Annotated in this window: 7 protein-coding genes; 2 read left to right on the forward strand and 5 right to left on the reverse strand. The window is 57.7% G+C overall.

The window, feature by feature from the left end:
- Positions 1-127: 127 nt before the first annotated feature.
- On the reverse strand, positions 128-1,525 hold the full coding sequence (locus M987_RS18090) for a NarK family nitrate/nitrite MFS transporter (protein ID WP_014070555.1): 1,398 nt from the start codon (positions 1,523-1,525) through the stop codon (positions 128-130).
- A gap of 309 nt (positions 1,526-1,834) precedes the next feature.
- Here M987_RS18090 and narX point away from each other — a divergent pair, with 309 nt between their 5' ends.
- Both narX and narL read left to right on the forward strand, forming a co-directional pair.
- A complete protein-coding gene (gene narX / locus M987_RS18095; protein WP_014070556.1) occupies positions 1,835-3,631 on the forward strand; it encodes a nitrate/nitrite two-component system sensor histidine kinase NarX in 1,797 nt (598 codons plus the stop codon).
- Positions 3,624-4,274 (forward strand): two-component system response regulator NarL, encoded by a 651-nt coding sequence (gene narL, locus M987_RS18100; protein WP_003856701.1) that lies wholly within the window; start codon positions 3,624-3,626, stop codon positions 4,272-4,274. The genes narX and narL overlap by 8 nt, the downstream gene beginning before the upstream one ends.
- 2 nt (positions 4,275-4,276) lie before the next feature.
- Here narL and M987_RS18105 read toward each other — a convergent pair whose 3' ends face one another.
- The 4 genes from M987_RS18105 to M987_RS18120 all read right to left on the reverse strand — a co-directional run bounded on the left by M987_RS18105 (position 4,277) and on the right by M987_RS18120 (position 13,131).
- Positions 4,277-5,683 (reverse strand): YchO/YchP family invasin, encoded by a 1,407-nt coding sequence (locus tag M987_RS18105; RefSeq protein ID WP_014070557.1) that lies wholly within the window; start codon positions 5,681-5,683, stop codon positions 4,277-4,279.
- Between the two features lie 164 nt (positions 5,684-5,847).
- Entirely contained in the window at positions 5,848-8,346 is a 2,499-nt protein-coding gene (locus M987_RS18110; protein ID WP_014070558.1) for a nitrate reductase, read from the reverse strand.
- Complete coding sequence (gene nirB, locus M987_RS18115; RefSeq protein WP_014070559.1) at positions 8,343-12,329, reverse strand: nitrite reductase large subunit NirB; 3,987 nt, start codon at positions 12,327-12,329, stop codon at positions 8,343-8,345. Before nirB ends, M987_RS18110 begins: the two co-directional genes overlap by 4 nt.
- Positions 12,330-12,342: 13 nt before the next feature.
- Complete coding sequence (locus M987_RS18120; protein WP_014070560.1) at positions 12,343-13,131, reverse strand: ABC transporter ATP-binding protein; 789 nt, start codon at positions 13,129-13,131, stop codon at positions 12,343-12,345.
- Positions 13,132-13,138 lie beyond the last annotated feature (7 nt).

Consider the following 13,138-nt stretch of genomic DNA (forward strand, 5'->3'; position numbering starts at 1 on the left):
ACGGCTGTAAAGCGATGAAGATCACAGTGTTACTCGCGGCGACAGGTAAATCCCCTATCAGTATGTTGTAACTATTCAGAGCCCAAAAAAAGCGCGGCTCTAAGGCCGCGCAAACGGATAATCAAACTTACTTATTTTTCTTGGTATTACGGCCATATACCAGCCACGTAATCACTACGCAGGCGATATAGAATACGAGGAACACTTTCATTGCCCCTGCCGGAGAGCCGGTCAGGTCAAGCGAAATACCGAACGCTTTCGGGATGAAGAAGCCACCAATCGCGCCAATGGCAGAGATAAAGCCCAGTGCCGCTGCGGTATCGGTCGCGGCTTCACGCATGGCCTGCGCTTCGTTGCCACCCTGCGCTTTCACGCGGTCCATCGTCAGCTTACGGAAGATGACCGAAATCATCTGGAAGGTAGAGGCACTACCCAGCCCGGCCGTCAGGAACAGCACCATAAACACGCCGAAGAATGCAGTAAAGTTGCCGCCCTGGCCGTTGGTTGGCAGCGTCAGGAACAGCAGCGCACAGAAGATAGCCATCACCACAAAGTTCACCAGCGTCACGCGCGTTCCGCCCAGACGGTCAGAGATCATCCCACCAACAGAACGGGCCAACGCGCCAATGAACGGGCCGAAGAAGGCGAAGTGCAGGATCTGAATTTCAGGGAACTGCGTTTTCGACAGCATCGCGAAGCCTGCGGAGAAACCAATGAATGAACCGAAGGTTGCCAGGTACAGCAGCGCCATCACCCACAGGTGCCCACGCTTCAGAACCGGAAGCTGTTCGCTCAGAGAAGCCTTCGACGCTGACAGGTCGTTCATAAAGAACCAGGATGCCAGGGTGAATATCACCAGGAACGGTACCCAGATCCATGCCGCGTTTTGCAGGAAGAGAGAGGAACCATCAGGTTGCGTCACACCGCCGCCGCCAAACGCCGCAAAGATGGACACAGAGATCGCCAGCGGTGCAATTAACTGCATTACGCTCACGCCCATATTCCCCAGACCGCCGTTAATGCCCAGCGCACCGCCCTGCTTCGCTTTCGGGAAGAAGAAACTGATGTTTGCCATGCTGGAGGCGAAGTTTGCGCCAGCAAAACCGCACAGCAGAGAGATAATCACGAACACGCTAAACGGTGTAGAGGTATCCTGCACGGCAAAACCGAGCCACACGCACGGCACGATCATGATCCCGGTACTGAACGCCGTCCAGCGACGGCCGCCAAACACCGGCACCATAAACGCATAAGGAACACGCAGCAGCGCGCCCGACAGCGACGGCAGCGCGGTCAACATAAACAGCTGATCGGTTGTAAAGGTAAAACCCACTTTCGGCAGATTTACCGCCACTGCACTAAACAACATCCATACGCAAAACGCCAACAGCAGACACGGAACAGAAATCCACAGATTACGACTTGCTACACGGTGGCCGCGTTGTTCCCAGAACGCCGGATCTTCCGGACGCCATTCTGTAATTACGGCACCATTATCCCTTTCGGGGGCGGATGAGTGACTCATAGACACCTCTGATTCTCGAATGATGCTGCAAACATTAGGGTTTTAGGCCGACGGTAAGTTGATATAAATCAAAGGAAAAGTGGGCAGATTTGCGGCGAAAAAAAAGCCATTACTCTAAGTGAGTAGGCTTTTCCGGTAAAAAAGGTGTGGTTTTTCACGGTACTGACGGTTCCCCGTACTCCCTTCCCCCCAGACATCACCCACCTGGCAATTTAGAGGTAATCCTTTATTGGTATGGGTATACTCCAGGGTATGCATGAAAATAGCGCCATTCCTGCAAGCAGGCCACGTCAGGAGCCCGGCAACCCTATGTTAAAAAGATGTTTATCCCCGCTGACACTCGTTAACCAGTTGGCACTGATTGTCTTGCTGTCCACCGCTATCGGTGTGACCGGCATGGCTATCTCTGGCTCGCTGGTACAGGGTGTGCAGGGTAATGCACATGCCATTAACGAGGCAGGCTCGCTACGTATGCAGAGTTACCGCCTGCTGGCAGCTGTGCCCCTTTCACTGGACGATCAGCCGTTGATCGACGAAATGGAGCGCACGGCGTTCAGCCCTGAACTGGAAAGAGCCGCCACCCGCGACGGACAAGAGTCGCAGCTTAAGGCGCTCCAGGGCTACTGGCACTCGCAGCTGAAACCCAACCTGAAAAGCGCCCAACGTGCAGACACCGTATCACAGGACGTCGCCGGTTTTGTCTCGCGCATCGATATGCTGGTCTCCTCGTTCGACCAGACCACCGAACACCGTATTGACCGGGTGGTCGTCGTCCATCGGGTGATGGCGGTATTTATGGCGTTACTGCTGGTGTTTACCATCGTCTGGCTGCGTGCACGGTTGCTCAACCCGTGGAAACAGCTGCTGGGGATGGCGCGTGCGGTCACGCAACGCGATTTTACCCAGCGCACCCACATCAGCGGCCGCAATGAAATGGCGATGCTCGGACAAGCGCTGAATACCATGTCGGAAGAGCTGTCTGAAAGCTATGCGGTGCTGGAAAAACGCGTCCAGGAGAAAACAGCCGGTCTTGAGCAGAAAAACGAAATTCTCTCGTTTTTATGGCAGGCCAATCGCCGTCTGCATATGCAGGTTCCCCTGTGTGAACGCCTCTCGCCGGTACTGAACGGCCTGCAAAATTTAACCCTGCTGCACGATCTGGAGCTGCGGGTTTACGACATCGAAGATGAAGAAAATCATCAGGAGTTTACCTGTCAGTCGGACATGTCTTGCGATGATAAAGGTTGCCATCTTTGCCCGCGCGGATTACCGCCGCTGACCGGCAGCGGGACCACGCTCAAATGGCGTCTGACGGACGGCCACACACAGTACGGTATTTTGCTGGCCACCCTGCCTGCGGGGCGTCACCTGAGCCATGACCAGCAGCAGCTGGTGGACACGCTGGTTGAACAGCTGGCCGCCACACTGGCGCTCGATCACCACCAGGAAAAACAGCAGCAGTTGATCGTTATGGAAGAACGCGCCACCATTGCCCGCGAGCTTCATGACTCCATTGCCCAGTCGCTCTCCTGTATGAAGATGCAGGTCAGTTGCCTGCAAATGCAGGACGACGGACTGCCGGAAAGCAGCAAACAGCTTCTCAGCCAGATCCGCAACGAGCTGAATACCTCCTGGGTACAGCTTCGCGAACTGCTGACCACCTTCCGTTTGCAGTTGACCGAGCCTGGCCTGCGCCCGGCACTTGAGTCCAGCTGCCACGAATTTAGCGCCCGACTGGGGTTCCCGGTGAAGCTTGACTACCAGCTTCCACCGCGTTTTGTCCCCTCTCATCAGGCCATACATTTACTGCAAATCGCCCGTGAAGCCCTGAGCAACGTGCTCAAACATTCCGGTGCGACAGCAGTAACCGTGACCGTCAGCCAGCACAATAATCAGGTGAAGCTTACGGTCCAGGATAACGGTTGCGGCGTGCCGGAAAATGCCGAGAGAAGTAACCACTATGGTTTAATTATCATGCGAGATCGCGCACAAAGCCTGCGCGGAGATTGCCAGGTTCGCCGGGGAGAGTCTGGTGGCACCGAGGTAGTGGTCACCTTTATTCCCGAAAAGCCCCAAATAACTGCTCAAGGAGAAAACCATGACTAATCAGGAACCGGCATCCATCCTGTTGATTGACGACCATCCGATGCTGCGCACAGGCGTGAAGCAACTTGTCAGCATGGCACCGGATATCACGGTGGTTGGCGAAGCCAGCAACGGCGAACAGGGTATTGAGCTTGCCGAATCGCTTGATCCTGATTTGATCCTGCTCGATCTCAATATGCCGGGTATGAACGGTCTAGAAACGCTCGACAAACTGCGTGAAAAATCACTGTCTGGCCGGGTGGTGGTATTCAGCGTTTCGAATCATGAAGAGGACGTTGTCACCGCGCTGAAACGGGGTGCCGATGGCTATTTGCTGAAAGATATGGAGCCAGAAGATCTGCTCAAAGCGCTGCAACAGGCCGCCGCCGGTGAGATGGTACTGAGCGAAGCCTTAACGCCAGTGCTGGCCGCCAGCCTGCGCGCCAACCGCGCCACCTCTGACCGCGACGTCAGCCAGCTAACGCCACGCGAGCGTGACATTCTCAAGCTGATTGCTCAGGGTCTGCCAAACAAAATGATCGCCCGCCGTCTGGATATCACCGAAAGTACGGTCAAAGTGCATGTGAAACATATGCTCAAGAAGATGAAATTAAAATCCCGCGTTGAAGCGGCGGTTTGGGTACATCAGGAACGTATCTTCTGATTTCATTCGTCCGGCAGCAGCTTCCAGCGTGGGTCGTCGTTAGGTAATGCCACCAGCGGTTGTGCCACAGCAAGCGTGATCTCATTGGAAGAGACACGCTGCCCGTCCTCATCTTCCACCACCACCGATAATTTCCAGCTATTACGTGCGCCGCTCTGCTCGCTCCAGGCAGGCATAATGACGCTCCAGCCATCGCTACTGTTATTTTTAGCCGGCGACGTCAGGCTAAGGGCCAGCGTATCACCCTGCCAGTGCAGCTTGCGAATACCGTGGGTACTGCGCACTTGCAGCTTCAGCATCACCGTTTCACCCCCTTTCAGATCCCAGGGTGGTGTCGCCAGATACACCGATAATGTTTTACGCTGGCGGAACTCCATCACCGGCAGGTTATCCCGCTCTGGCGAATCGTAACGACTGCCGCGCAGCGAACGTGTGGCGGCCACTTCACCGGCAGAGAGCTGCTTAACCAGCGGAACCCCGAAACGATAATTGACCTTAAGGCCCAGATTGTTCTGGCTGACGCCGCTCTCACCCTGCTTATGGGCGGCAGAAAACGTCAGCAACGGCACGGGGGTATAATCCAGCCCCAGGTTTACCGCCATCGGGTTGTGGTAGCCGGTTCCGCTGTTGAACAGATCCACGCTATCGCCAAAATACTGTTCAAAACTGACGCTGGTGTTCAGGTGATGGAACCACGGCAGCCATGCTTTCGCCGTAACATCGTAGCCACGGGCCATGCGCTGCTCCTGGACATCCGAGTGGTTGCGCCAGCTGGCAAACGGCTGGTAGTAGTTTGCCGACAAACGTAAATTCTCTCCCCAGGCCTCAGCGCCCAGCCCCGCACGCTGCAAGTTTTCATCCAGCAGGTTGTCATAGAAGGTGTTGTAACCCAGCAGCCAGGTCCCGGCCAGCCAGCGTTGGCCAATACCGGCATTGCTGACCAGCCCGTCCGTCTGTTGAGTCAGCCCAAGCTGGCTCCAGCTCAGGTAGCGGTTATTATCCTGCCAGGGCACAAACCATCGCCCGCTGCTGCCGGTGAAATTCCCCTCCTCGTCCACCAGCAAATCCACACTGGCGTTACCCCAGGGAGAGAGCCAGGTTTCAATTTGCTGATTCACTTCACCGCTTAACGCATCACGCACCTGGCCAAAGGCGAACTGACGGGCCTGCTCGCCGGTCGTCAGGCCGTTATCGGTCATGCTCGCTTCACCGAATGCTTTTGCCATCTCCGCCAGATGCTTTTCTCTTGCAGACGACGGTGCCGCCAGACCGAGGTCGGGCAGCCCATCACCGTTGTTATCAAAGGGATTTTGTGCCTGCTGGATAAAGGAATTCGGCGCACCGTAAACGGCTCCGGCCGAAAAAAGGGGGAGTAAAAACAGCGAACGAATGCGGGACGATACAGCCATCAACGTCGTAAATAAGAACCTGCGTTTATGAATCAACTCTTATTATGTTAACGCGATAAGCAGTGAAATGCAGTCTTAGCTGAAATTTCAGGATTATCCTGAACATTTTCGTCGGGCGACGCGCATTTGTAGGTCGGGTAAGGCAAAGCCGCCACCCGACACCGTTACACTGTCACTCTACACAACCCTTTCAGCTCCGGCACGCAAGAGCCGCAGTTGGTGCCACAGCGCAGCTTCGCTCCCAACGCTGCCGCTGAATCGCACCCCTCAGCAATCGCCTCACGTATCGCATTTTCACCCACGCTAAAGCAGCTACAGATAATGCGCCCCGGATCCACCCGTTCGCCCGGACGCTGCCCGTTCAGGATCGCATGTCGCTCGGCCAGCTCCACGGGCGCGGTGCGAAAAGCCTCCTCAATAAACGCCTGCGCCAGTTCCGGCTGCGTCTTTCCTTCCCAAAAACCGAGCATCAACTCACCCTGCTGCCAGGCCAGCACGCTGCTGCGCTCACCGGTCTGCGCAATTTGCAGCTGCCAGCCCTGCCCGGTGCAGTGCGCCATGACCCACTCCAGCAGCGATTTATCTCCAGCCACAGTAATGCGCTGCACATCCTGCGCGGCTTTGCGCCACCAGTAGGCCGATGGCGGTAACTCCGGCAGCTCGCGGGCGTAAAGCTCCCCCTGCCAGGCAGGCTGCCAGGGCATGACTCTGACCGCCGTCTGCTTGCTTTCGGGCTGGCCTGAATGCGGATCGCAACGCCCTTCCACCAGAGCATTGACCTTCCCCTGACGGGCAAAACAGCCATTCCAGTGCATCGGGGTAAACAGTTCACCTGCCCGCTGACCATTGTTTATTTTCACTCTGGCGACCATCACCCCACGCGGTGAACTGACGCGTGCCAGCTGGTCATCGCACAGGGCAAAATGCGCAGCATCTTCTGCACCTATTTCAAGGCGCGGCTCATCCATATGCTGCATCAGCCTCGGTACGTAGCCGGTGCGGGTCATGGTGTGCCACTGATCGCGGATACGCCCGCTGTTCAGCAGCAGCGGATAAAGCGCATCCACCGTAGCACCGTGTTTTTCTGGTTCCACGGGGATTATCTTCCGATGCGGAAAATCCCCCGCTGCCCACTGGTACGGAGCCAGCGCGTCCCACTCTTCGCGGCTCAGCGAAGCCAGCTCCTTCAGGTTAAAGGCCCGCGTTCCGTCATTCTCAAACGCAGAAAGCGCGGCATGTTCACAAAAAATCTCCTGCGGATGCTGCCAGGAAAACGCCTCTGCGTAGCCAAGCTGTTTTGCCACCTGGGCAATTATCCACCAGTCCGGTCTGGCTTCTCCGGGCGTGGGCAGAAAAGCGCGCTGCCGCGAGATGCGCCGCTCCGAGTTGGTGACAGTGCCATTCTTTTCTCCCCAGCCGAGCGCCGGAAACTGGATATGGGCGAAGCGACTGGTATCCGTGTCACGCATGACCTCAGAGATAATCACCAGCGGGCAGGATGCCAGCGCCTGACATACCGCGTGGCTGTCCGGCAGCGATACGGCAGGGTTCGTCCCCATGATCCACACCGCTTTGACCTCTCCGCGCGCGATAGCATCAAACAACTCTACGGCCATCAGCCCCGGCGTTTGCGCCAGCCGTTCAGTTCCCCAGAAGCGTGCCACGCGCGATAAGTCATCCGGTTCAAAATTCATATGCGCTGCCAGCTGATTCGCCAGCCCACCCACCTCTCGCCCCCCCATCGCGTTGGGTTGCCCGGTCAGGGAAAACGGGCCACAGCCCGGCCGGGCGAACTTCCCGCTGGCCAGATGGACATTGATGATTGCGTTGCATTTATCGCTGCCGCTGGAGGACTGATTAATGCCCATGGTGTAGAGCGTGATCGCCCGGGGCGCGGTGATAAACCAGTCATAAAACCTACCGACATCTTCTGCCGGCAAACCGCAAAATTCTGCCACCCGCGCGAGCGGCCACTCCGTTGTCCCCTGAATCCTGTTCAGCAGGCCGACAAACAACCCGGCATCGCTGCCGGGGAGTAACGGCAGATGCAAATCGGCGATATCGCAGGTGGCCGTCTTACGCGGATCGATAACCACCACTTTCATCTCCGGATTCTGCTGGCGCGCCTTTACCAGCCGCTGATAGAGCACCGGGTGCGTCCATGCGGCGTTCGAGCCTACCAGCACCACCAGATCGCTGTTTTCTACGTCATCGTAACTGCACGGCACGATATCTTCGCCAAAGGCACGCTTGTATCCCACCACCGCCGACGACATACACAGCCGCGAGTTGGTGTCGATATTCGCCGCACCGATAAATCCCTTCATCAGCTTATTGGCAGCATAGTAATCCTCGGTCAACAGCTGGCCGGAGGCATAAAACGCCACCGCCTGCGGCCCCCAGGTCTCAATGATCTCCCGCAGGCGCTCACCCGCAACGTCCAGTGCCTGCGGCCATGTTGTCTCTTCGCCATCCACCACAGGGCGTAATAACCGTCCTGCTAATCCTGTGGTTTCACCCAGCGCCGAGCCTTTAACACAAAGCCGCCCAAGATTCGCAGGATGGGTTTCATCCCCCCGCACGTTCACTGTCCCGCCTTCTACGCGGGCAACGACACCGCATCCTACGCCGCAGTATGGACAGGTTGTACGGGTTTCATTCATGAGGCCTCCGCGCGCATCACCAGCTGTTCGTTTCCGACCCACACCTTGCCGTTTTCAATTTTCACCGGCCAGGCGCGCACGGCAGGTTCACCGTTTTCAGCCTGGCGCCCGTCGCGCAGACGGATGCGTTGCTTATAGAGCGGCGAAATCACAACAGGCTCGCCCCCCGCATCACCCAGAATGCCGCGCGAAAGCACGCGGGCCGTGCTGCCTGGCTCGAGATCGTCAAGGGCATAGACAGTTTTGCCAAAGCGGAACAACGCAATGTGTTTGCGGCCCAGTGTCGCGCCAATGCCCGCCTGCTCAGGAATGTCATCAATGCCGCAGATTTCCTGCCAGCGTTTATTCTCGTCCGTTGGCGTACCGTTCACCGCCGTGCGGAACAGCGCCAGACGATCGGGATCGTTAAGTGTGGTTTGCCATTCGCACTGATAAGTATCCACGACCCGCGCCATCTCCTGTTCGAGCTCGTGGGCAATGCCCAGGCTGTCGTCCAGGATCACCTCACGAAGGTAATCCAGGCCACCCTCCAGGTTATCCATCCAGGTACTGGTACGTTGCAGACGATCCGCGGTGCGGATATAGAACATCAGAAAACGGTCAACCGTGCGGATAAGCGTCTCGTCATCCAGATCGCTGGCGAACAGGTCAGCGTGGCGAGGCTTCATGCCGCCGTTCCCGCACAGGTACAAATTCCAGCCTTTGTCGGTTGCGATAACGCCGACATCTTTGCTCTGGGCTTCCGCACATTCGCGGGTACAGCCCGAGACGGCCATTTTGATTTTATGCGGCGCGCGCAGCCCCTTGTAGCGATGCTCCAGCCTGACGGCAAGCCCGGTGGAGTCCTGCACACCGTAGCGACACCAGGTTGAGCCGACGCAGGATTTCACCGTCCGCAGGGATTTGCCGTACGCGTGCCCGGTTTCAAAGCCTGCTTCCACCAGCGCCTGCCAGATCTCCGGCAGTTGTTCGAGGGTGGCACCAAACAGGTCAATTCGCTGCCCGCCGGTAATTTTGCTGTACAGCTGATAGCGTTTTGCAATCTGGCCAATGGCGATCAGCCCGTCGGCGGTGACTTCACCGGCTGGCATTCGCGGCACGATGGAATAGGTCCCGTCCTTCTGAATGTTGGCGAAGTAACGATCGTTGGTGTCCTGAAGCGGCAAATGCGCAGGCTTAAGCAGATACTCGTTCCAGCAGGACGCCAGCACAGAGCCCACCAGCGGCTTACAGATTTCGCACCCGTGCCCTTGTCCGTAGCGGCTAATCAGCTGATCGAACGTGTGGATGTGGTTAACCCGTACCAGGTGATAAATCTCCTGACGCGAGTACGGGAAGTGTTCGCAAATGTCCTTTTTCACCTCCACGCCCTGCTCGGCAAGCTGGTACTCCATCACCTGTTTGACCAGCGCGCTACAGCCGCCGCAGCCGGTGGCCGCTTTGGTGCACTGCTTGATGGCACCGATATCCGTTGCCCCGGCGCTGACGGCCTGGCAGATGTCGCCTTTGCTGACGTTATGGCATGAGCAAATCTGCGCACTCTCTGGCAGCGCCGCCACACCGAGCGCTTTAGGCGCACTGCCGGCAACGGCCGGTAAAATCAGCGTTTCCGGCTCTTTTGGCAGGCTGATGCCGTTCAGCATCATCTGCACCAGGGTGGCGTATTCGCTGGCATCGCCCACCAGCACGCCGCCGAGTAACGTTTTACTGTCGTGGCTGACGACAATTTTCTTGTAGATCTGTTGCGGACCATGAGTCCACTGGTAGCTCAACGCCCCCGGCGTGCGGCCGTGCGCATCGCCAAACGAGGCAACATCCACCCCGAGTAGCTTCAGTTTGGTGCTCATATCAGCGCCAGTAAAGCTCTTCTCTTCGCCCGCCAGACAGGCGGCCGCGACGCGCGCCATCTGATAACCCGGCGCCACCAGGCCAAAAATTTTTCCCTCCCACAGGGCGCATTCGCCGATAGCAAACACATTTTCATCGGAGGTCTGGCACCGGGCATCAATGCAGATCCCCCCGCGGTCGCCCACCGCCAGGCCACTGCTGCGCGCCAGCACATCCTGCGGACGGATCCCCGCAGAGAACACCACCATATCGGTATCAAGCTGTTCGCCATCGGCAAAGCGCAGTACCAGCCCTGCATCGGTCGCAGCGATTTCCGTCGTCGCTTTGCTGGTATGCACACCCACGCCCAGTGCTTCAATCTTTTTACGCAGCATCGTTGCGCCGTCGTTGTCGAGCTGGACCGCCATCAGATTCGGGGCGAATTCCACCACATGCGTTTCAAGCCCGAGCTGTTTCAGGGCATTTGCCGCTTCCAGCCCCAGCAGGCCGCCACCGATCACCACCCCACGGTGGGAACCCGTGGCATGAGCCGCGATATTGTCCAGATCGTCGAGCGTACGGTAGACAAAGCACCCTTTCAGGTCGTTACCCGGAACAGGTGGCACGAAGGGATAAGAGCCGGTCGCCAGCACCAGTTTATCCCAGTGGGTTTCATGCCCGCTGGCGGTGCGCACCACCCGGGACTCCCGGTCGATAGCGGTTACCTGCTGGGATAAACGTAGTTCGATACCGTTGTCGGCAAAGAAATCGCCCTCAACCAGCGAGAGAGATTCTGCGCTGCGCCCGCCAAAATACTCGGAAAGATGTACGCGGTCATAGGCGGCATAACGCTCTTCACCAAAGACGATAATCTGGTATTGCTGATGCAGATTGCGGTTTACGCAATCCTCAAGAAAATGATGGCCGACCATACCGTGCCCAACCACCACCAGAGTAGGTTTTGTCATAGCTTTCTGTCCTGCAACCTGCGGTTGCGTAGTGAAACGATCGAACAGCCAGTCCACGTGTGCGGGAACAGGCGTTGCCAGTAAATCGGTAAATGTTGCCGCGCTGCGGCAATCTCCCATCAGCAGCACGCCTGCAAGGGCACCGCGATGAATTAACAAACGGCGATAATGACGGGTCAGCGGATCCCACGAACTCCAGACCACATCCTCCGGTAGCGCCCGGGCACGCCCGGCGCTAAACAACTCCACGCCGGTCACCTTGAGACGCATCCCGCTGTCTTGATGGCTCAATGCCGCAGGCGTCTCCCCGGCCAGGCGCGCGGCGAGGATATCCGCGTGCGCCAGACAGGGGGCGACCAGGCCAAACGTCTGGCCGTCAATCTCGCAGCACTCACCAATCGCGCTGACGTGTGGGACGGAAGTCTGCATTTGATGGTTAACCAGGATGCCTCTGGCGCAGGCAATACCGCTCTCGTTCGCAAGACGGCTGTTGGGGATAACGCCAGTGGCCATCACCACCCGTGCTGCCGGTATCTGACGACCATTCGCCAGCGTGACCGAATCCTCCGCAATCGCCGTAATACCGGACGACAGTTCACAGCGAACCCCTCGCTCTGCCAGCACTTCTTCCAGAAGAACCCCAGCCTGCTGATCCAGCTGCTGTTCCATTAGCCATTCCCCTCGATGCACCAGCGTGACGTTGTCACCTGAGAGCGCTAACGCTGCGGCCGCCTCTACGCCCAACACCCCACCGCCCAACACCACCGCCGGGCCTGCGATCCCCTGAATGGCGCGGGTATCCTTCAGCGTGCGAAACGTAAAAACATGCGGCGCCTGGTTGCCGGGGATCGCCGGCACAAAGGGGCTGGAACCGGTAGCGAAAACCAACTCATCCCACGGAAACGTCCGGCTCTGGGTGTGGATTTCACGGCCTGCCACATCCACCGCTGTGACTTTTTCCCCACGCAATACCGTCACGCCCTGTGCGCGATAACTTTCGTCATCCTGAAGACGGATTTTCGCTGCCTCTTTCTCGCCACCCAGCACAGGAGAGAGCTGAATGCGGTTATAGGCATGTTCTGGCTCATCACCGATGACGGTGATAACAAAACGGCCCGGTGCGCGCTCCGAGAGTGCGGTGATCAGTCGTGTTGCTGCCATGCCGTTGCCGATAATGACCAGACGCATCGTGGCCTCCTCGTTACGCCGCTTTCGGCTGTTTTTCGTAGAGGAAATGCAGGATCTGCTGGCGCATGTGGTGATAGCGACTGTCGTCAGCAAGCTGTACCCGGTTACGCGGGCGCGGCAAATCAACGTTGAGGATCTCCCCGACGGTGGCCGCCGGGCCGTTGGTCATCATCAGAACCCGGTCGGACAGCAGCACCGCTTCATCCACATCGTGGGTAATCAGTACGATGGTGGTATTCAGCTCCTGCTGAATTTGCATTACCGAGTCCTGCAAATGGGCGCGGGTCAGCGCATCCAGCGCACCGAAAGGTTCATCCATCAGCAGCACTTTCGGCTTCATTGCCAGTGCGCGGGCAATGCCTACACGCTGCTTCATGCCACCGGAGATCTCCCCCGGGCGCTTATGCAGTGCGTGGCCCATCTGCACGCGATTAAGGTTGTGCTCAATCCACTCCTTGCGCTCGGCCTTACCCATGGTGCGGCGGAACACCTGATCGACCGCCAGCGCCACGTTGTCGAAGCAGGTCAGCCACGGCAACAGAGAGTGGTTCTGGAAGACCACCGCACGCTCCGGCCCGGGGCCTGCGATTTCGCGGTTATCGCAAATCAGCCCGCCTTCTGTCGGCAGGGTGATCCCGGCGATAAGGTTCAGCAGCGTCGACTTACCACAGCCGGAGTGGCCAATCAAACTCACGGTTTCGCCTTCGTGAATATCGAAAGAGACATTTTGCAGCGCCAGAAACTCACCGCTGGCGGTGGAAAAACGCTGGCTCACGGCCTGTACCTGAATTAACGGTTTCATAGTCACT

Source organism: Enterobacter soli ATCC BAA-2102 (assembly GCF_001654845.1).
Classification (GTDB): Bacteria; Pseudomonadota; Gammaproteobacteria; order Enterobacterales; family Enterobacteriaceae; genus Enterobacter; species Enterobacter soli.

Bases quoted from the DNA above. Each gene is read 5' to 3' on its own strand.
- M987_RS18090 (WP_014070555.1), bottom strand. From the start codon at position 1,525: ATGAGTCACTCATCCGCCCCCGAAAGGGATAATGGTGCCGTAATTACA.
- narX (WP_014070556.1), top strand. From the start codon at position 1,835: ATGTTAAAAAGATGTTTATCCCCGCTGACACTCGTTAACCAGTTGGCA.
- narL (WP_003856701.1), top strand. From the start codon at position 3,624: ATGACTAATCAGGAACCGGCATCCATCCTGTTGATTGACGACCATCCG.
- M987_RS18105 (WP_014070557.1), bottom strand. From the start codon at position 5,683: ATGGCTGTATCGTCCCGCATTCGTTCGCTGTTTTTACTCCCCCTTTTT.
- M987_RS18110 (WP_014070558.1), bottom strand. From the start codon at position 8,346: ATGAATGAAACCCGTACAACCTGTCCATACTGCGGCGTAGGATGCGGT.
- nirB (WP_014070559.1), bottom strand. From the start codon at position 12,329: ATGCGTCTGGTCATTATCGGCAACGGCATGGCAGCAACACGACTGATC.
- M987_RS18120 (WP_014070560.1), bottom strand. From the start codon at position 13,131: ATGAAACCGTTAATTCAGGTACAGGCCGTGAGCCAGCGTTTTTCCACC.